The 20,976-nt window shown below is 34.5% G+C and carries 18 protein-coding genes and 2 tRNA genes; 10 read left to right on the top strand and 10 right to left on the bottom strand.

Annotated elements, in window-relative coordinates:
* Window positions 1-41: 41 nt before the first annotated feature.
* The gene (locus EYY60_RS10775) at window positions 42-905 is read right to left on the bottom strand and encodes a helix-turn-helix domain-containing protein (RefSeq protein WP_132989351.1); all 864 of its coding nucleotides are present in this window, start codon (window positions 903-905) and stop codon (window positions 42-44) included.
* 95 nt (window positions 906-1,000) lie between these two features.
* On the opposite strand from EYY60_RS10775, the gene EYY60_RS10770 reads away from it, so the two are divergent.
* Window positions 1,001-1,363, top strand: a complete 363-nt coding sequence (locus EYY60_RS10770) for a DUF983 domain-containing protein (protein ID WP_035651659.1) — start codon at window positions 1,001-1,003, stop codon at window positions 1,361-1,363.
* A gap of 73 nt (window positions 1,364-1,436) precedes the next feature.
* Window positions 1,437-2,309: an ACP S-malonyltransferase gene (gene fabD / locus EYY60_RS10765; RefSeq protein WP_132989350.1), complete on the top strand. Its 873-nt coding sequence runs from the start codon at window positions 1,437-1,439 to the stop codon at window positions 2,307-2,309.
* 427 nt (window positions 2,310-2,736) lie between these two features.
* Here the strand turns inward: fabD and EYY60_RS10760 are convergent, their stop codons facing one another.
* From EYY60_RS10760 to EYY60_RS10745, 4 genes are all read right to left on the bottom strand, one after another.
* Entirely contained in the window at window positions 2,737-3,642 is a 906-nt protein-coding gene (locus tag EYY60_RS10760) for a DMT family transporter (RefSeq protein ID WP_132989349.1), read from the bottom strand.
* A gap of 82 nt (window positions 3,643-3,724) precedes the next feature.
* Window positions 3,725-4,741 (bottom strand): UDP-glucose 4-epimerase GalE, encoded by a 1,017-nt coding sequence (gene galE, locus EYY60_RS10755; protein ID WP_132989348.1) that lies wholly within the window; start codon window positions 4,739-4,741, stop codon window positions 3,725-3,727.
* A 14-nt stretch (window positions 4,742-4,755) separates the two neighbouring features.
* Window positions 4,756-5,196, bottom strand: coding sequence for a nuclear transport factor 2 family protein (locus EYY60_RS10750; RefSeq protein ID WP_132989347.1), 441 nt, complete (start codon window positions 5,194-5,196; stop codon window positions 4,756-4,758).
* A 4-nt stretch (window positions 5,197-5,200) separates the two neighbouring features.
* Window positions 5,201-6,334 carry a DegT/DnrJ/EryC1/StrS family aminotransferase gene (locus EYY60_RS10745; protein ID WP_132989346.1) on the bottom strand — a complete coding sequence of 378 codons (1,134 nt, stop codon included), beginning with the start codon at window positions 6,332-6,334 and terminating at the stop codon, window positions 5,201-5,203.
* A 135-nt stretch (window positions 6,335-6,469) separates the two neighbouring features.
* Between EYY60_RS10745 and EYY60_RS10740 the strand changes: the two genes are divergently transcribed.
* On the top strand, window positions 6,470-7,711 hold the full coding sequence (locus tag EYY60_RS10740) for a 3-deoxy-D-manno-octulosonic acid transferase (RefSeq protein ID WP_132989345.1): 1,242 nt from the start codon (window positions 6,470-6,472) through the stop codon (window positions 7,709-7,711).
* A 340-nt stretch (window positions 7,712-8,051) separates the two neighbouring features.
* The gene (locus tag EYY60_RS10735) at window positions 8,052-8,267 is read left to right on the top strand and encodes a PG1828 family lipoprotein (protein ID WP_109191883.1); all 216 of its coding nucleotides are present in this window, start codon (window positions 8,052-8,054) and stop codon (window positions 8,265-8,267) included.
* 128 nt (window positions 8,268-8,395) lie between these two features.
* On the opposite strand, the gene EYY60_RS10730 is transcribed toward EYY60_RS10735, so the two are convergent.
* The 4 genes from EYY60_RS10730 to mutS form a co-directional block, all read right to left on the bottom strand.
* A complete protein-coding gene (locus EYY60_RS10730) occupies window positions 8,396-8,773 on the bottom strand; it encodes a DUF1508 domain-containing protein (RefSeq protein ID WP_132989344.1) in 378 nt (125 codons plus the stop codon).
* Window positions 8,774-8,896: 123 nt separating this feature from the next.
* Window positions 8,897-8,982 (bottom strand) — tRNA-Leu (locus tag EYY60_RS10725).
* A 14-nt stretch (window positions 8,983-8,996) separates the two neighbouring features.
* Window positions 8,997-9,069, bottom strand: a tRNA-Gly gene (locus tag EYY60_RS10720).
* A gap of 161 nt (window positions 9,070-9,230) precedes the next feature.
* Window positions 9,231-11,837: a DNA mismatch repair protein MutS gene (mutS, locus tag EYY60_RS10715; RefSeq protein ID WP_162847874.1), complete on the bottom strand. Its 2,607-nt coding sequence runs from the start codon at window positions 11,835-11,837 to the stop codon at window positions 9,231-9,233.
* A gap of 156 nt (window positions 11,838-11,993) precedes the next feature.
* Between mutS and EYY60_RS10710 the strand changes: the two genes are divergently transcribed.
* From EYY60_RS10710 to EYY60_RS10690, 5 genes are all read left to right on the top strand, one after another.
* Entirely contained in the window at window positions 11,994-12,422 is a 429-nt protein-coding gene (locus EYY60_RS10710) for a DUF1573 domain-containing protein (protein WP_132989343.1), read from the top strand.
* An 80-nt stretch (window positions 12,423-12,502) separates the two neighbouring features.
* Entirely contained in the window at window positions 12,503-13,045 is a 543-nt protein-coding gene (locus EYY60_RS10705) for an RNA methyltransferase (RefSeq protein ID WP_132989342.1), read from the top strand.
* Window positions 13,046-13,149: 104 nt separating this feature from the next.
* Window positions 13,150-15,225, top strand: a complete 2,076-nt coding sequence (locus EYY60_RS10700; protein ID WP_132989341.1) for an Ig-like domain-containing protein — start codon at window positions 13,150-13,152, stop codon at window positions 15,223-15,225.
* 56 nt (window positions 15,226-15,281) lie between these two features.
* Window positions 15,282-17,444 carry a T9SS type B sorting domain-containing protein gene (locus EYY60_RS10695; RefSeq protein ID WP_235832319.1) on the top strand — a complete coding sequence of 721 codons (2,163 nt, stop codon included), beginning with the start codon at window positions 15,282-15,284 and terminating at the stop codon, window positions 17,442-17,444.
* A gap of 2 nt (window positions 17,445-17,446) precedes the next feature.
* Complete coding sequence (locus EYY60_RS10690; RefSeq protein WP_132989340.1) at window positions 17,447-17,797, top strand: MmcQ/YjbR family DNA-binding protein; 351 nt, start codon at window positions 17,447-17,449, stop codon at window positions 17,795-17,797.
* Between the two features lie 108 nt (window positions 17,798-17,905).
* Here the strand turns inward: EYY60_RS10690 and folK are convergent, their stop codons facing one another.
* Window positions 17,906-19,039, bottom strand: coding sequence for a 2-amino-4-hydroxy-6-hydroxymethyldihydropteridine diphosphokinase (gene folK, locus EYY60_RS10685; RefSeq protein WP_132989339.1), 1,134 nt, complete (start codon window positions 19,037-19,039; stop codon window positions 17,906-17,908).
* 168 nt (window positions 19,040-19,207) lie between these two features.
* Here folK and sppA point away from each other — a divergent pair, with 168 nt between their 5' ends.
* Window positions 19,208-20,965 carry a signal peptide peptidase SppA gene (gene sppA, locus EYY60_RS10680; RefSeq protein WP_132989338.1) on the top strand — a complete coding sequence of 586 codons (1,758 nt, stop codon included), beginning with the start codon at window positions 19,208-19,210 and terminating at the stop codon, window positions 20,963-20,965.
* The last annotated feature ends 11 nt before the right edge of the window (window positions 20,966-20,976 follow it).

The following is a 20,976-nucleotide window of genomic DNA, read 5'->3' as shown; positions in this document are numbered from 1 at the left end:
AACAATTCGTGGAAATTAGTGTAATTCGTGGCTAAAAAAACTCATCGTACAGTATTTCGAAATTCTGTTGGCGAAACTCCTGTTTGTTTTTTGAAGAATCGAGAGAAATAGGAATAATCTTCATAGCCGACTTTGAAAGCTACTTCGCTTACAGCTAATTGTTTGTCGATTAGCATCCTTTTTATTTCTAGTATTACACGATCTGTAATTACTTCTGTCGCTGTCTTTTGAAGGATTTCATTGCAGATTCTGTTTAAATGTTTTAGCGTGATATTTAGTTTTTCTGCGTAGAAAGAAGGCAATTTTTCGGTTCTGAAATATTCCTCTAAAAGCGATTCGAACTTATTGATTTTAATATTGTACGAATGGGTCTGATGCGAATAGGTTTCTCCATATTTTCTCGCTACTTCGATATGAATACAATCCAACAAATTCAATAATTTATCCAACTGAAATTTATTGTCTTGGCTGTTTTCCTGAATCAGCAAATCGAAATACGGGAGTATTTTTGAGATTTCTTTTTCTTCAAAAACCATTTCTGGACGATTATGAATAGAATGATAAAAATTATAATCGTTTATTTTTTTCTGCCCGAAATACAAATTGTACAACTCCTGCGAAAAGATAATTACAAAACCTTCAACATCTTCAGACAAACTCCAATGGTGCATTTGTCCAGGCTGTAAAACGAATAAACTTCCTCTTTTGATTTCGAATTGATCAAAATCGACTTCGTGCAATCCTGATCCTTTTGCAAAAAAGACCATTAAATAGGAATCATGCCGATGCGGTTCTTCGACAAAACTGTGGCTTTTCAAATGTTCTTTAAAAGTATTCACATAAAAATCGCGGTGAATGTCGTTACAACTGAAATTCTGAACACTATAAACTGGATATTTCTTCATAAAAATGTCTTTATTGTGCTATAAGTAGCGAAGATACTAAAAAGACTTTTACACTACTCCAAATTACCTTTGTATAAATAAAAAACATTAAAGTCATGTCAAATGCATTAACTCATATTTTAAGCAACGAATGTCCGATTTGTCACAAAGGAAAAGTATTTACAGACAAAAGTATTTTTTTGACTTTTGGTCTTCCAAAAATGAATGAATACTGCAGTCATTGTAATTATAAATTCCAGAAAGAACCTGGTTATTTCTTTGGCGCTATGTATGTAAACTACGGATTAACAGTCGCTCAGGGAATTGCAACATACTGTATTGCACAGTTTTTCTTTGAAAAAAATTTCGATTTAAGAATCATCCCGATTATTGCCGTTGTGATTACTTTGCTCACTTCTTTCAATCTAAGATTTTCTAGGTTAGCATGGATTTACATGTTTAAGGATTATACGAAATAAAAAAGTGTTATTTTTGCCTTTCAATTGAAACTAATTTTCAATTCCAAAAAAAATAAAAAAACAAATTAGACAAATGAAAGCATACGTATTTCCAGGTCAAGGCGCACAGTTTACAGGAATGGGCAAAGACTTATATGAAAACTCGGCTTTAGCCAAAGAATTGTTCGAAAAAGCTAATGAAATTTTAGGTTTTAGAATTACAGATATTATGTTTGAAGGCACTGCCGAAGAACTAAAAGAAACTAAAGTTACACAACCAGCTGTATTTTTACACTCGGTTATTTTAGCTAAAACTTTAGAAGATTTTAAACCAGAAATGGTTGCCGGACACTCTTTAGGAGAATTCTCCGCTTTGGTTGCTAATGGAACTTTATCTTTTGAAGATGGTTTAAAATTAGTTTCTCAACGTGCTTTAGCAATGCAAAAAGCTTGCGAAATCACTCCATCTACTATGGCTGCAGTTTTAGGTTTAGCGGATAATATTGTGGAAGAAGTTTGCGCTTCTATTGACGGTGTGGTGGTTGCTGCAAATTACAACTGCCCAGGACAATTAGTAATTTCAGGAGAAACTTCAGCAGTTGAAAAAGCTTGCGAAGCTATGAAAGCTGCGGGAGCAAAACGCGCATTAATTTTACCTGTTGGAGGTGCTTTTCACTCTCCAATGATGGAACCAGCAAGAGAAGAATTGGCTGCTGCAATTGAAGCAACTACATTCTCTACTCCAAGCTGTCCAGTATACCAAAACGTTACTGCAAATGCTGTTTCTGATGCTGCAGAAATTAAAAAGAACTTAATTATTCAATTGACTGCTCCTGTAAAATGGACACAATCTGTACAGCAAATGATCGCTGACGGCGCTACTTTGTTTACTGAAGTTGGCCCAGGAAAAGTGTTAGCTGGTTTGATTAATAAAATTGATAAAGAAGCTGCTACGGCTAATGCTTAAATTGTAGAGGCGCACTGCAGTGCGTCTTTCGTATTTAAATAACATAAAAAAATCCTCATAGACTTAATGGTTTATGAGGATTTTGTTTTATATCATTTCCAAGGATAAGCTTTTATTCTTTTAGACATTTCAGCTTTAAATTCTTCTGGCGTAAATCCGTTAGCAAATTCAACATCAAAATTCTCTGGCCACCACTCTCTAATTCTCCTTTTCGATTCTGCTTTCGCTTCTTCTACCGTTAATCCCTTTGCAAACTCGGCATCAAAATCAAAAGTTTCAGGATCTATGCCTTGAGTTTTTGGTTTTTGAACTTCGTATTCTACTCTCGGTTCTTCAACCTTGTTCCTGTTCTTTTTATTTTCTTTATCTGAATTCGTTTTTCCTATATTTTAATCTTACAAATTTACAAAACAAATTGAATCAAAATTTATAAAGCTTTCTTTTCCTTCTTCTTGTAATTTACAATAAAAACCCCAAGAATAATTAGAGCTGTCGCAATAATAAAATCAATTGTAATGACTTCATCTAAAAGCAACCATCCTAGAAAAACTGCAATTATTGTGTTTATATATGCTAAAATAGAAACCTGAACCGCAGTAACATGTTTCAAAGCATAACTATAAGAAAAAAAAGCAATCACAGATCCAAAAATCGACAAATACAATGCTGCCAAAATACTTCTCGAACTCCACGAACTAAAATCTGGATTTGGCGAAAAAATAGAAGCCAAAACCAACTGAATGCAAGATGCTGTTGTAAATTGATAAAACAAGTTAAGCACAATATTGTTTGATTTATTGGCGTGTGTTTTGGTATAAATTGTTCCAATGGCCCAAGCCAAAATTGCAAATCCCATAAACATCATCCCCAATCTGTAATCAGCATCTAAAAATGATCCTAGTCCGTCTTTAAAAATAAAAACGACTCCCGAAAACCCAATCAGTACTCCAACAAATCCCTTAAGACTCATTTTTTGCAATCCAACTAAAATACTGCCTAGAAAAATCAATATGGGAGACAATGCACTTATTACAGAAGCTAATCCGCTTGGCAAAGTCTTTTCGGCAATTGTGGTAAAACCGTTGGCAATTACAATCATTAAGACTGAAGGTATAAGCTGTTGTTTGAAATTTCCCCAGCCAATCCACTTTAATTCTTTTTTAAACAATAAGATCGTCATCATAATCAATCCTGCCAAACCTTGACGGATTGAAGTGACAAACCAAGGCGGAATCGTTTCAACAGCAACTCTGATTCCCAAAAATGTCGTACCCCATATAACTCCAACCGCAGTTAGAGCAAAAATCAATTTATAATCTAAACTTTGTTTCATGATAATCAATCAGCTAAAAAAAATCCCAAACTATATTACTATAATTTGGGATCTTAAAATTTTATAATTTCAAAGTGATGAATTATTTACTCCTCACTTTTTGTTCCCATTTCCATGCACTTGCCATTGCTTCATCCAGACTTAATTCAGCCTTCCATCCTAAAACATTATTTGCCTTATCTGTATTTGCGTAAGCTTCTGTAATATCACCTTCACGACGAGGCATCATCTTATAAGGCAGATTTTTACCGCTAACTTTTTCAAAACTGTGAATGACTTCCAAAACAGAACTTCCTTTTCCAGTTCCTAGATTGAAAGTTTCCACTTTTGCCAAATTCTTTTTATTCAATAAGCGTTGCAAAGCAATTACGTGTGCTTTTGCCAAATCTACAACATGAATATAATCACGAACTGCTGTTCCGTCTGGCGTTGGGTAATCATCCCCAAAAACAGATAATTCTTGGCGTAAACCTACACCTGTTTGCGTAATAAACGGAACTAAATTTTGAGGAACTCCTAAAGGCAATTCGCCAATTTCTACTGATTTATGCGCTCCAACTGGATTAAAGTAGCGTAATAAAATTGCACTAATATTGGTAACTTTTGCAGTATCTGTAATGATTTCCTCTCCAATCTGTTTTGTATTTCCGTAAGGTGACATTGCAGTTTGAACTGGAGCATCTTCTGTAATTGGCATTTTTTCGGCTTGACCGTAAACTGTACAAGACGAACTGAAAATAAAACTAGCTTCAGATTTTTGCTGTAATTCCTGCAACAAATAAACCAAACTGCTAATGTTGTTTTCGTAATACAACAAAGGTTGTTCAACACTTTCACCAACCGCTTTTGAAGCTGCAAAATGAATTACCCCAGTAACATCACTATGTTTTTTAAAGAAATCCTTAACGGCACTTTTTTCTCTTAAATCAATTTTTTCGAATAAAGGTGTTTTTCCTGTAATGGCTGTTATGCCGCCCAAAACATCTTCTGAAGAATTAGAAAGATTATCAATTATCACTACTTCGAAGCCTTCATTTTGCAATTCGACTACGGTGTGAGAACCAATAAAACCTAATCCTCCTGTTACTAATACTTTCATTTTTGTGGTTGTTTTTATGTAGTTAATTTATAAGCTTGTCTTGCAATAAGAATCCAATTATTTTTTTGTTTTTGCCAAACCAACATTATTCCAATTTTAATATCCTTGTCAATTCCACCATCTTTAGTATGAGCCGACAGAACATGTCTAACTATAGCAACGTCATTCTGAATAGATATAGTTTGATTTTGAAAATCGATAGACACAAAATCAGATTTTCCGCTAACTATTCCCTCAATAAATTCAGTTTGATTTTGAAAATTGCCATTAGAATGAACATAAGACAATTGACTTGAAGTTAAAGCTTTTAATTTCGCTCCATCCGCATCGATCATTGCCTGACGCAAAATTTCAACTTGACTGCTAACAGCATTTTCATCTTTAGAATTTGTTTTTTGAGCAAAAACCGTAACTTGGAAAAAAATCAAGAAAATTAAAAGACTTATTCTTCTCATCTTTTTATTTATTTAGAAATTCTAAAACAGAATCAGTAATAAATTTAATTTGTTCGTCATCAAGTTCTGTATGCATTGGCAAAGCAATCACTTCCTGCACTAACTGATTCGTAACTGGAAACTGCTCTTCTTTATAACGAGGATCTAAATATGCTTTTTGAGAATGCAACGGAATTGGATAATAAATCGCGCACGGAATTCCTTTATCCAACAAATGCTGCATCAAAGCATTTCTGTCAGCATCAATAATTCTTAATACATATTGATGAAAAACGTGATCATTTTCGTTTGCATCGAAATCTGGCGTAATGATGTGTGCATTTCCTGCAAAAGCAGCATTATATTTTGTAGCCGCTAAACGACGTGCTTTATTATATTCATCAAGCAAAGGCAATTTTGCGTTCAAAACTCCAGCCTGAATACTATCCAAACGAGAATTTACTCCCACAACATCATGATGGTAACGCTCGTACATTCCGTGGTTTACAATTCCGCGGATGATGTGTGCTAATTTATCATCATTTGTAAAAATTGCTCCACCGTCTCCATAACATCCTAAATTTTTAGACGGAAAGAAAGAAGTCGCAGCAACGTGACCAATTGTTCCAACTTTAGTTTTTGATCCAGATTTAGAAATATAATCTGCTCCAATTGCTTGCGCATTATCTTCAATTACGTACAAATTATGTTCTGCAGCAATTTCCATAATTGCATCCATATTCGCTGCACGTCCAAATAAATGAACTGGAACAATTGCTTTAGTTTTTGATGTGATTGCTTTTTTTACAGCATCAATATCAATATTCATGTTCACCATATCAACATCAACCAATACCGGCGTCAATTGCAATAAAGCAATAACCTCAACAGTTGCTGCAAAAGTAAAATCGGCAGTAATTACCTCATCTCCTGGCTGAAGACCAAGTCCCATCATGGCAATTTGAAGCGCATCGGTTCCATTTGCACACGGAATTACATGTTTTGCACCCAAATAATCTTCAAGATTTTTTTGAAACTGATGAACCAAAGGTCCGTTGATATAGGTATTTGTGTCTAAAACTTCTTGAATTGAAGCATCTACAGTAGATTTTATTTTTTCGTATTGACTTTTTAAGTCAACCATTTGTATTTTTTTCATTTTGAATAACATTTAAAATTAAAGACCTGTTTTTTTTGACAGAATCTCTAAAAGGAGGAACAAAAATAGTTATTAATAGCTTCAAACCAATGAAAATAGTCGAAAGAAATGTAATTTAGCTGCAAAAATTATTAGATGCTTTTTTTATACAATTTAGCCATACACTTAGCAGGATTTTTCTTAAAGATCATTGCGCTATTTAGTCCGAAAATTAAGCTTTTTGTCGAAGGCCGAAAAGACGTTTTCTCTACCTTACAAGAAAAAATCAAACCAGAAGACCAAACCATCTGGTTTCATTCAGCCTCTTTAGGCGAATACGAGCAAGGACTTCCCGTTATCGAAAAAATCAAAGAAAAATATCCTGCACACAAAATCGTCGTAACCTTTTTTTCACCATCTGGATACGAAGTGCGTAAAAATAACACAGTTGCAGACGCCACTGTTTATCTTCCTTTAGACACAAAAAGGAATGCAAAAAAGTTTTTAAAATTAGCGCATCCAGAAATCGCCTTTTTCATCAAATATGAATTTTGGCTAAATTATTTAAAGGAATTAGAAAAAAGCAAAACACCAACTTATTTAATTTCAGGCATTTTCAGAGACAATCAAATGTTTTTTAAATGGTATGGCGGTTTCTACCGAAAAGCACTAAAAGCTTTTACTTATTTTTTTGTTCAGAATGAAAAATCAAAAGAAAAAATTGAAGCTATCGGATTTCAAAATGTTGTTGTTTCTGGAGATACGCGTTTTGATCGCGTTGCAGCAATTTTAGAAAGAGATAACAAAGTTGATTTTATTGCGGAATTCAAAAACAACCAACCCACAATTGTCATAGGAAGCTCATGGCCAAAAGATGAAGCGTTATTAGCGGAATACATCAATCAAGCCTCAGAAAATGTAAAATTTATTATTGCGCCTCATAATATCAAAGAAGATCAAATTTCGAGTTTAAAAACACAAATCACAAAATCGACCGTTTTGTTTTCAGAAAAAGAACAAGCTGGCGATTTATCAAAATATAATGTTTTTATAGTCGATACAATTGGTTTATTAACCAAGATATACAGCTATGGAACAATTGCTTATGTCGGAGGCGGTTTTGGAAACCCAGGAATCCATAATATTTTGGAACCAGCCACATTTGGAATCCCAATTTTAATCGGGCCAAATTATTCGAATTTTGCAGAAGCCGTTTCATTAGTACAATTAGGAGGATGTATTTCTATTTCCAATTATACCGAATTAAAGCAAAATTTCGACCGATTACTTTCTGACAAAGCGTATTTTGAAGAAAAAAGCCAAATCTGCAAATCTTTTATTCGTGACAACAAAGGAGCAACAAACTCCATCATGAAAATAGTTTCAGAAACAGTCTAAAAGACCACAAACCCATTTAGAGGTCGTTGCCATCAAAAAAAGCCCTTAAAAAAGCCAATACGAGGCCGTATCTTTTGAAGAATATCTCACAAAAAACAAAATAAAGTGCAAGCAAACGAATACGTACAGCTTATTTTTTTGCCGATTATGCAACAAAAAATAATTTCCTTAAAAAATACTACAATATAATATTTTTTTCGTATTTTGGCATGTTTTTTGATAACTAAGATAATCGTGAGCAACGAAAATATTTTAAAAAAAAAGTGAAAAAATATTTTACATATTAAAAAATTTATATCTTTGCCACGAATTAATAATTAACCTTTTATAATAAAGTAAGATGAAAAAAGTATTTTTAAGTTTAGCTGTTGTTGCTGTATTAACTGTTGTATCTTGTAAAAAAGCTGACGCTGCTGCTGAAGCTCCTGCTGTAGATTCTGCTGCTGTTGCTGTTGATTCAGCTGCTGCTGTTGTTGATTCTGCTGCTGCAACTGTTGATTCTGCTGCTGCTAAAGTTGATTCTGCTGCTGCTAAAGTAGAAGAAGTAAAAAAATAATTAGAACCTAAGTTCTAAAAATTTTAAAACCATCATAGCGATGGTTTTTTTTATGCCGATTTTTAATCAGCACCATAAAAAAAGTGTCCGCGAAAGCAGACACTTTTTTTTTATATTACACAATAAGATTATTCCACTTCCTCTTCTTCCTCCACAGCCTCGTCTTCAAAAATTGCTTCATTTGATGAAAAATCCAAAATTTCCGATCTTGAAGAATAGGTCACAATTTCCTTTATTCCCTTTTGCAAAAGCAATTCCGTACTGTATTTACGGCTTGTTGCAAAATGAACCTCACCCAGCATCAATTTGAAAAAATACTTCCCGCCAGAGCCCTTAAATTTCAAAAACTTCGCAGACTCAATATTCACTTTAAATTTCTCAATATCCTCCTCGCATTCAAATCGCAACTCATAACTCAAACTCGTAAAAATCACTTTCCCTTTTCGAGAAGTGAACGTAAATTTATATTCATCATTAAATCGCCTGCTAATTACAAAAGCACCCATTTAGAAATTTTAGATTTTAGATTATTAATTTTAGACTCTGAGATTTCTAATAAATTTAGCACTCAAATTTATCATTCACAAGTATGCAAATAAAAAAAGCCCCTTCAAAAGAAGAGGCTTTAGTACTCAGAGCGGGACTTGAACCCGCACGAACATTGCTGTTCACTGGATTTTAAGTCCAGCGTGTCTACCAATTTCACCATCCGAGCATTATATGGTTTTGAGCGAAAAACGGGGCTCGAACCCGCGACCTCGACCTTGGCAAGGTCGCGCTCTACCAACTGAGCTATTTTCGCATTTCAAATTCTGTTTAAGAACTCGCAATACTTGACTTGTTTTGTATTGCGAGTGCAAATTTAGGACATTTATTCAATTACACAAGCGTTTTTTGAAAAAATATTTTGCTTATTTTATAACTTTCTGATAACCTAAACTTTAAACTTGAAAAATTTTTATTTTATTTTTTGACCAACATTCTTTTAATCTCATTCAGCTTCATTAACGCTTCAACTGGTGTTATCGCATTTATATCAAGGCCCAAAATTTCTTCTTTTATCTCCTCCAACAAAGGATCATCCAAATTAAAGAAACTCATCTGCATTTCATCATTCGCCGATTTTATTCCGTTCAAAGCATCACTTGAATGATTTTTTTCTAATTTCTTTAAAAGTTTTTGCGCTTTCGAAATAACCAATTGTGGCATTCCAGCCATTTTTGCAACATGAATTCCAAAACTATGTGCACTTCCTCCTTTTACTAATTTACGAACAAAAAGAACAGTATCTTTTAATTCTTTCACCGCCACATTAAAATTCTGAATTCTCGGAAGCGATTCAGTCATTTCATTCAATTCATGATAATGCGTTGCAAACAAAGTTTTAGCTTTCGATGGATGCTCATGTAAAAATTCGGCAATTGCCCACGCAATCGAAATTCCGTCATACGTACTGGTTCCTCTTCCAATTTCATCCAACAAAACCAAACTTCGATCTGAAATATTATTCAAAATAGAAGCCGTTTCATTCATTTCTACCATAAAAGTAGATTCTCCCATCGAAATATTATCAGAAGCCCCTACTCTTGTGAAAATCTTATCCACAATTCCCATTCTTACACTTTCAGCAGGAACAAAACTTCCCATTTGAGCCAACAATACAATCAAAGCAGTTTGTCTCAAAATAGCCGACTTACCCGACATATTAGGCCCCGTTATCATGATAATTTGCTGGGTTTCTCTGTCCAAATAAACATCATTCGAAATATACGGCGTTCCAACTGGCAATTGCTTTTCAATTACAGGATGTCTCCCTTCTTTGATTTCCAATTCAAATGTATCGTCGATTTCTGGACAAACATATTTGTTTTCTATTGCCAATTGCGTGAAAGAACACAAACAATCCAATTGCGCCACAAGATTGGCGTTCATTTGAACTGGCTTTATATAGGTTGCAATCCAAGCAACTAATTGCTCAAAAAGATCGACCTCAATTTTATAGATTCTTTCTTCTGCTCCTAAAATTTTGGTTTCATATTCTTTTAATTCTTCTGTAATATAACGCTCTGCATTGACTAATGTCTGCTTTCTTATCCATTCTGCAGGAACCTTATCTTTATGCGTATTTCGAACTTCAATATAATACCCAAAAACATTATTAAAAGATATTTTCAAAGAAGAAATTCCTGTACGCTCAGATTCTCGCCTCTCAATTCCCTCTAAATATTCTTTTCCAGAAGTTGATATCGCGCGAAGTTCGTCAAGCTCCTCATTAATACCGCTTGCAATTGCATTTCCTTTGGCGATCGCAACCGGCGCATCTTGATTTAAGGTTAGCTTTATTTTTTCGCGAAGCAGATCACAAGCATGCAAACTATCTCCAATAACTTTTACAGCTTCCTGCGGACTTTCAAGCGCCAAAGTTTTTATCGGGATAATGGCGTCTAATGATTCTTTCAGATAAACAATTTCACGTGGCGAAACTTTTCCAGCGGCAATTTTAGAAATCAAACGCTCCAAATCAGAAATTTGCTTGATCTGATATTGAATATTGTGCAGGATTTCAGGATTAGATTTTAAATATGCAACAACTTCATGTCGGCTTTTTACTTTATTGGCATCTTTTAAAGGCAAAGCCAACCAACGTTTCAACAAACGGCCTCCCATTGGAGAGAGTGTTTTGTCTATAACATCTAAAAGCGTAACCGCATTTGGATTGTAGCTATGATACAATTCTAAATTTCGAATCGTAAAACGGTCCATCCAAACATATGCATCTTCAGCAATTCGCTGAATTGCCGTAATATGCTGCACACGATTATGCTGTGTCTCTGATAAATAATACAGAATTGCTCCAGAAGCGATAATTCCTTCTTTCAGTTCTTCGACACCAAATCCTTTTAAAGAATTCGTCTGAAAATGTTTTGTTAGCGTTTCTAAAGCATAATCTTCTTTATAAATCCAATCTTCTAGATAAAAACTATGAAAATCTTCTCCGAAAGCATTTTTAAAATCGCCTTTATTTGCTTTTGGAACCAAAACTTCACTCGGATTGAAATTCTGCAATAACTTATCGATATACTCAGCATTTCCTTGAGCGGTCAAAAATTCTCCTGTTGAAACATCCAAAAAGGAAATTCCGATATTTTTATTGGCAAAATAAACCGATGCCAAGAAATTATTTGATTTAGATTGCAAAACCTCATCATTCAAAGAAACTCCCGGAGTAACCAATTCAGTCACGCCACGTTTCACGATAGTTTTAGTCATTTTTGGATCTTCAAGCTGATCACAAATTGCTACGCGAAGTCCTGCTTTAACCAATTTTGGCAAATACGTGTTTATCGAATGATGTGGAAAACCAGCCAAAGCTGTTTCGGTATCAGAACCAGCACCTCTTTTGGTCAACGTAATTCCAAGAATCTTAGAAGATCTAATCGCATCTTCTCCAAAGGTTTCATAAAAATCCCCAACTCTGAAAAGCAGACATGCATCAGGATATTTTCTCTTGATTTCGTTGTACTGTTTCATTAAAGGTGTTTCCTTCACCACTTTTTCTTTAGCTGCCAAATCGATATGTTTTAAATGAAAATTAAGACAGCGAATTTATAATTTTTTAGTGGCATATCGAAGGCTTCAAAAATTAAAAATTTTTAAGAGTTTTTTAAGCTGACATTTCAGAATTTTACATAGATTTGTTTTATCATTTAAACAAAGACTATAAAAATGAAAAAAATAATTTTATTTGTAATGCTAGCTGTGGCTGGAGTTACAGCTTCTAACGCACAAAGCACAAAAAAAGGAGCGGCTAAAGTTGCTAAAGTTGAAGGAGCAGGAATGCTTTTTGAAACAGAAACTATTGATTACGGAACAATCGCTCACAATGCTGACGGAAAACGTGAATTCGTTTTTGTTAACAACGGGACTAAGCCACTTATCATCACTAACACACAAGGTTCTTGTGGATGTACAGTTCCAACTACACCAAAAGAGCCAATCGCTCCAGGTGCAAAAGGAATTATTGGAGTAAAATATGCTACTGACAGAGTTGGTGCTTTTACAAAAACTGTAACTGTTACTTCAAATGCTGAAGGACAACCAACAAAAGTACTTACTATTAAAGGTACTGTTTTACCAGATCCAGTAAAAAGCTAATCTGAAATAAAACAAAATAAAATAATTGAAAAAGCTTCCTTATCTTTGGAAGCTTTTTTTATGACCTGAATACAACAAAAATGAGAAAACTTGAAAATAGCGAATTAGACCGCAAATCGATTGAAGATTTTAAAAAATCAGACAAGACACCTTTAATTTTGGTTTTGGATGATATTCGCAGTTTGCACAATATTGGTTCTGTTTTTAGAACTGCTGATGCTTTTTTGATCGAAAAAATCATTTTGTGTGGTATCACAGCTACTCCGCCAAATAAGGAAATTCACAAAACTGCTCTTGGCGCAACAGAAACTGTAACTTGGGAACATCATGAAAATGTCTTGGAAGTTATAGAAAACCTTAAAAAAGAAAATGTTTTGACACTTGCGATAGAACAAGTAGAAAGCGCTATTTTTCTTCAAGATTTCAAAGTAGAGAAAAATCAAAAATATGCATTGGTTTTTGGAAACGAGGTTTATGGTGTTGCACAGGAAGCCGTTGCAATTTGCGATGGCTGTATCGAGATTCCTCAACTTGGAACCAAACATTCTTTGAACATCTCTGTAAGTGCCGGAATTGTGGTTTGGGATTTATTTCAAAAACTAAACTGGCCAGCGAATAATTAAGAATATTTTGCCTAAAAAATGTGATTTTAAAGTTGTTTTTAGGCTTTAATTGTTAGAAATTGAAATATTTTTTTTTATTATTATAAAAGTGATACTTTTATAAAATGAAAAAAAATTACTCTCTTAAAACATATATCTCATTAGCTTTTCTGCTGTCTAGTTTCTTTGGATTTGCTCAAATTACGGCAACTGCTCCTATCGTCAAAGCAACCGGAGATCAATTATATTGCCCACAAAACACAATAAATATTGTAACTGATTTCAATATTATACATGATCCAGCAGAAACAGGAACTAAAGGCGTTTATATTCAAATTTCATCTGGGTACTCAAGTGGTTTGGATCAGCTTACTTTAGCAAATCCTGCTTCACATCCTAATGTAACAACAATCTGGGACTCAGTAGCAGGAAAATTAAGCATAACAAGTCCGTCTGGAACTGATGTTCTATATTCTGATTTAATTGCTGCTGTAAAAAATGTAGTTTTCACAAATTCATCAGCAACTGCATCTGGAACGCGAACTTTTTCAATAACAATTGGAAATGCCAATTATTTACCTTCAACACAGCATTTTTATCTATATATCCCAAGTATTGGTATAACTTGGACCGCAGCACGAGATGCGGCTGCGGCAAGTACTTATTATGGACTTAAAGGATATTTGGCCACTATCTTATCTGCTGATGAAGCCAAATTAATTGGTGAACAGGCGTCAGGAACGGGATGGATTGGTGGAAGCGATGCAGAAAGTGAAGGTGTTTGGAAATGGGTAACAGGTCCTGAAGCTGGAACTTTAATGACTTATACTTTTTGGAATAATGGCGAACCTAATAATCAAGGAGATGAAGATTATGCCCACATTACGCAGCCCGGAGTTGGAATTCGAGGTTCTTGGAATGATTTGTCAAACACGGGATCATTAATACCTGGTGACAACTATCAACCAAAAGGTTATGTAGTTGAATATGGTGGATCTGCCGGCGAATCACCTTTAGAAATTGCAGCAAGTACAAAAATTACAATTCCTGAGGCAAGTGTTTTGACTCCAAATCCAATTTGCGATTCAGGGAGTTTTACTTTAAATGCAACAGCTACTACAGGAGCAACAATCAGCTGGTACACTCAAGCAAATGGCGGAACTGCTGTTGCTACCGGAAGCCCATACACAACTCCAATATTAAGTTCAACTACTACTTATTATGTAGATGCTGGATGTGAAAGCAATCGCAAATCAGTTACTCTTGTTGTCAACAAAACTCCAGCGACACCAACTGTAGCTTCGTCAAATGTTTCTCGTTGCGGACCAGGAAATGTAACATTGCAGGCTTCAACTGATGTAGGGCTTATAAGCTGGTACACAACTTCATCGGGAGGGACAAGCGTTTGGACAGGAAACATTTTTACTGCACCGAACATTACTTCATCAACTGTTTATTATGCTGAAGCTTCAAACAATGGCTGTCTAAATCCAACCCGAACTCCTGTAAACATTACTGTCTATACACCTCCCGTAGTTACAGATGAAACAGTTGTATTATGCCAATCTAAAAAGAAAATTCTTGATGCTGGAATAGCTGGAATGACTTATTTATGGTCAACTGGCGCAACAACTCAAACCATTGAAATAGGAACTGGTGGCACATATACTGTTGATGTAACAAGCCCAGCTCCGCAAAACTGTACGAGCCGAAAAACAATTATTGTTGAAGAACACGAAATTCCGCAAATCGACCGTATTGATGTTGAAGGAACAAGAGCTATAATTTATCTTAAAAAAGAACAATCTTACTTTGAATACTCTGTTGATGGTTCAAATTTCCAAGATTCAAATATTTTTTATGATGTCCCGGGCGGACTGCAAACTGCCTATGTGAGAGAAAAAGGTGGTTGTGGCGGTACAGCAAAAAACTTTGTCGTTTTAGTTTTCCCAGCTTTCTTTACTCCAAACAATGACAGTTATAATGATGTATGGCAAGTAACAGGAATGGAAAACTATCCACAAGCTCAAGTCACGATATTTGATCGTTATGGAAAACTATTAGCGCAATTATCTGTTTCAAGAATGAGTTGGGATGGGAATTTCAACCACACCCCACTTCCTGCTTCAGACTATTGGTATGCACTAAAAATTGATGATAATCATCCTATTCTAAGAGGGCATTTTACATTAAAGAGATAAAGCTCATTTTTAAGCGTTTCGTATAAGGTTTTCAATTAAAAAATGTATTTTTAAATATGAAAACTAAATTCTTTTGCAATAGCATTTTGACATCTATATTACTTTTTTGTAATATACTATTTGCTGTTAATGCAAGACATTTGCCTGAAAGAAAACCTAAAACAGAAGATTTAAAAAGACCAATGGCAATTGCATCAGCAATTACTGCAACTGGAGATCAAGTATATTGTCCGCAAAGCACTATAAAAATCGTAACCGATGTTGCCATAAATGCAACAGAAGAAATCAACGCAATCTACATACAAATTTCTTCTGGATATGCGATTAATGAGGACGTATTGACTTTAATTGGTACTCATCCTAATTTAACCTCAAACTGGAACTCTGATTCTGGCACTCTTGTTATTTCAAATATTGCCGGAAAAACAGCTTCGCTTTCTGAATTTATTACGGCAATTAAAGCCGTTGAATTTAAAAACAGCTCACTAGATCCAAAAGGTATTAGAAATTTTTCAATAAGCTTGGGGCAAGCCAATTATTTGCCTTCTTCTAAACATTATTACAAATTTGTTTCTAGTCCAGGAATTTCTTGGGGAGAAGCTAAAAGAGCTGCCGCAGCGAGCAATTATTTTGGATTAAAAGGCTATTTAGTAACGATCACTACTTTAGATGAAGCGATATTTGTTGGCGAACAACTTTCGGGAACAGGATGGATTGGCGGAAGCGACACCAGAAAAGAACCAGAATGGCGATGGGAAACAGGCCCTGAAGAAGGAACTCAATTTTGGTATGGTCGTGAAAGTGGCTCAACTACAACTTTTGCTTATTGGAACAATTTTAAAGAACCCGATAATGGAGGCGAAATACGATTAATCGGCGTTGAAGATTATGCGTATATCACGCCTCCAGGATATGGCCAAAAAGGAAGATGGAACGATGCTTCACTATATGGAAGTTCTGACCCAACAAATGTCAATTATCCTCGTGGCTATATTGTTGAATATGGAGGAATGCCGGGCGATGTCTACCCGCAAATAAGCGCAAGCACCTCACTAACCATGCTTTCAATTACAGAAACAAAAGCTCCAGATATCTGTGGATCTGGAACAACAATACTAGAAGCCAAAAGTGCCGTTGGAACAATAAATTGGTATACTGATGAAACTAGATCAAGTTTAATTGCCACTGGTCCTAATTTCACAACTCCATTTTTAAATTCAAATCAAACATTTTATGTTGCGACAGAATATAACGGATGCTTTTCTAAAACAATTCCAGTTGACGTTAGAGTAAACAAAGTCCCTGTAGTAACTTCTGTTTCTAGTCCAGCACCTGAATGCGGTTCCGGAATATTTTTTTTAGAAGCTACAGTTTCTGAGGGTGATGCAAATTGGTACGACTCAAAAACTGGCGGAGTACTTTTAGGAACTGGACCATTATTTATTACATCTTCTATTTCGGCAAATACAATTTACTATGCCGAAGCCAATAACAATGATTGCCGTTCGATCTCACGAACTCCAATTGAAATAAAAATTTATCCGTTGCCTGACGTTCAAAATGAATCAGTCGTTTTGTGCGCTCCAAATTCAGTCACACTTGATGCGGGAATTAGCGATATGAGCTACTTATGGTCAACTGGAGAGACGACTCAAAAAATAACAGTTTCGCAATTGGGAACCTATTTCGTTGATGTTACAGCTTCTACAGAAGGAAATTGCGCCAATACAAAAACAATCAAAGTAATTGAACTTCCTGCACCTGAAATTCAAAAAATAGAAGTTGATAATAGAACCGTAACCATTATTCTTAATAATCTTGAAAACTTTTACGAGTACTCTATTGATGGTATAAATTTCCAGAATTATAATGTCTTTCAGAATGTCCCAGGCGGCTTGCAAACGGCTTACGCTAGAGAAAAAAGTGGTTGTAAAACTGCTTCAATGAGTTTTATTGTTCTAGATATTCCTGCATTTTTTACACCAAATAATGATTCGTACAATGATGTTTGGGAAATAATAGGGATTGAGAATTATCCTGAAGCAGAAGTGACTATTTTTGATCGGTACGGCAAATTCATAACACAACTTAACATTTCAAAAAAATATTGGGATGGAACCCTAAATAAAGCACCATTGCCGGCATCAGACTATTGGTACGCTTTAAAAATTGATAATACACAACCTATTTTAAGAGGTCATTTTTCATTAAAAAGATAATTATGGATATAGAAACAATTCGCGAAATATGCCAAAAGCTAACTGGAACAACAGAAGACATAAAATGGGATCATGATCTTGTATTTTCTGTTGGAACCAAAATGTATTGTGTTGTTGGACTTGATCAAAATCCAACTTCGGCTTCATTTAAAGTTTTGGATGAAGAATTTGAAGAAATGAGCACCAAACCTGGTTTCAAGCCTGCACCTTATGTTGCAAAATACAAATGGGTTTTAATTGATGACATAACGCGAATGAAAAAATCTGAGTGGGAAAAATACATTCAGCAGTCGTATCATCTGGTGCAGGAAAAATTATCTGTAAAACTTCGAAAACAACTTGGAATTATATAATGAGATAATTTGTCAATTTGATAATTAGAAAATGCTATTGAAACCACATAAAATCATCTAATTTTCTAATTGACACATTCTCTAATTGACACATTCCTAATTGAGGTATTACTCAATTTTTTTCTTGATTTCATTTAGAATAAAAAGATAATCTTCATGTTTTTTCACAAAATCACGCTCCGAAACATCAATTATCAAAACATTCAAATCAGTTTGAGATTTGATGTAATCCAAATAACCAGTATTAATTTTATCCAAATAAGTCGCTTCGATGTTTTGTTCGTAACTGCGACCGCGTTTCTTTATGTTTTGAAGCAAACGTTCTGTATTTTGATATAAATAAATGTACAAATCTGGTTTTGGCATTTCTTTGTAAATAATGTCAAACAAAGTTCTGTACAATCGATATTCGTCTTCTCCAAGCGTTATTTTAGAAAAAATCAGAGATTTGAAAATATGATAATCGGCAACGATAAAATCTTTAAACAAATCAAACTGTTTTAAATCGTCTGATAATTGCTGATAACGATCCGCTAAAAAAGACATTTCTAAAGGAAATGCATAACGATTTTGATCTTTATAAAACTTTGGCAAAAAAGGATTATCTGCAAAACCTTCCAAAACAGTTTTGGCATTAAAATCTTGGGCAATTTTATGTACTAATGTTGTTTTTCCAGCGCCAATATTCCCCTCAAAAGCAATATAATTGAAATTCTCTAAAGCAATTTCCTGCAACGGACTTTTCAAGTTTTGAACTGCAGTACAAATGCTATCATCTGGAGAAACTGCAATTAATTCCTGAATCGTTTTCTGCAAAACGGGATGTTTCCAATCTAATTTCAAATCATTAAATGGCAACAAAACAAAATTTCTGTTTTGCATTAATGGATGCGGAATCTGCAATTTTTCAGTTTCAATAATTTCGGCATCAAAAGCAATTATATCGACATCAATAACTCGAGACTGATAACCTTCTTGATTGGATCGAATTCTTCCTAATTGTTTTTCGACTTTTAAAACTTGATTCAATATTTTTTGCGCTGATGAAGTGGTATGCAAAAGCAGTGCACAATTATAAAAAGCATCACTTTCAAATCCCCAAGCTGGAGTTTCGTATAGTTTTGAAACCCTGATAACAGTGCCCACTTCTTGATGTATTAGAGCAATACAACTTTCGATATTTGCTAATCTGTTTCCTTGATTACTTCCTATTGATAAAACGACTTGATGCTGTGACTTCATAATTAATGCAAAGTAACTAAAAACAATTTAGAATCGGTTGTATTATTTATCGAGTTTGAAAATGTAAAATCTACAAATATTTCATAAATTGGATTCTATAATTAAATCGCATTTAAATATATTTGTAACGAAAGAGGCTTTTTTGCTACTTATTAAAAAAATACACTTATGAAGTTTTTAGGAAATGTAATTGCCACAGTGATTGGTATTTTTGTATTTATCATGATATTCTTTTTTGGAGTAATCCTTATTGGGGCAATATTTGGAGGAGACGATACGGTTTCGGTAAAAAAGGATTCGGTTATCGAATTGAATTTAAAAGAAATCAAAAACGACTATGCCGGAAAATATAAAGATCCTTGGGTAACTGTTTTTTCAGAACAAAAAGGAATCGGCATAACCGATGTCATCAACGCCATTGAAGCGGCAAAAACAGACGATAATATAAAAGGAATTTCAATCTTGAATGATGAATCTTCACTTGGACTTGCGCAATACAAAGATTTGAGAAACGCTCTTGAAAGCTTCAAAAAATCTGGAAAATTTGTTTGGGCTTACGCCAATGCTTATTCGCAAAAAGAATATTATTTAAATTCTGTTGCCAATACCGTTTATTTGAATCCTGCAGGCGAATTAGATTTCAAAGGACTTTCATCTGAAGTAATGTTTTTCAAAGATTTCCAAGACAAATCTGGAATTCACATGGAAGTTATTCGTCACGGAAAATACAAAAGTGCTGTCGAACCATTTTTAGAAAATAAAATGAGCGATGCCAACAGAGAACAAGTTACTGCATTATTAAATTCAATTTGGTCAACGGTTTCTGCCGATATTTCAAAAAGCCGAAATATTCCGCTTCCAAGATTGAACGAAATTGCAAATGGCTTGTTAGCAAGAACGCCAGAATTGGCAAAAGCAAACAGGTTAGTTGATATTATAGCTTATGAAGATGTTTATCATGACGCCATAAAAAAACAATTGAAAGTAACTGGCGATGATGATTACAATAAAATTTCAATTGAAGATTATACACAAAATAATGTTACAACCGCGTTAACAAACACTGCAACTGACGAAATTGCAATTATTTACGCTCAAGGCGAAATTGAAAGCGGCGAAGGAGATGTCAACGTTATTGGCGAAGGCTCTATGCGACGCGCACTTCAAGAAGCTCGAAAAAATGATGACGTAAAAGCAATAGTTTTAAGAATCGACAGCCCAGGAGGAAGCGCTTTGACTTCAGATTTGATTTGGAGAGAAATTGAAGTAACTAAAAAAGTAAAACCTGTAGTGGTTTCAATGGGTAATTATGCGGCTTCTGGAGGTTATTATATTGCTTGCAATGCTAATAAAATTTTCGCCGAAAGCAACACAATTACAGGTTCTATTGGGGTTTTTGGAATATTGCCAAACTTCAGTCCGTTAGCGAACAAATTAGGAATTAATACTGAGCAAGTAAAAACACACGAAAACGCAGCAAATTATAGTCCGTTTGTTCCTGTTGATGAAAAATTCAAAGCTTTCACTTTAGAAGGCGTTGAACATATCTACAAAACTTTTGTAACGCATGTTGCAGAGGGACGAAAAATGACTTTTGAACAAGTTGATGCTATTGCACAAGGAAGAGTTTGGTCTGGAAGCGAAGCTTTGAAAATTGGTTTAGTGGACAAAATTGGTGGATTAAACGATGCTATTGCCGAAGCTGCTAAAATGGCTAAAGTAAAAACATACTCAACGCAAAATTATCCTGAATACGAAAAGACTTTTGGGGATCTTCTATCAAAAATGCCTTTTGCAAAATCCAAAGAAGCTTTCATAAAAGAAGAAATCGGCGAAGAAAACTACTTGATGATTGAGCAGATTAAAAAACTTCAAAAACAAAAAGGGGTTCAGGCGATGATGCCTTTTGGAATTAACATTAAGTAATTCAAATCTTA

The organism is Flavobacterium zhairuonense, from assembly GCF_004352915.1.
GTDB lineage: Bacteria > Bacteroidota > Bacteroidia > Flavobacteriales > Flavobacteriaceae > Flavobacterium > Flavobacterium zhairuonense.
This window is presented reverse-complemented; position numbering and strand designations above follow the sequence as displayed.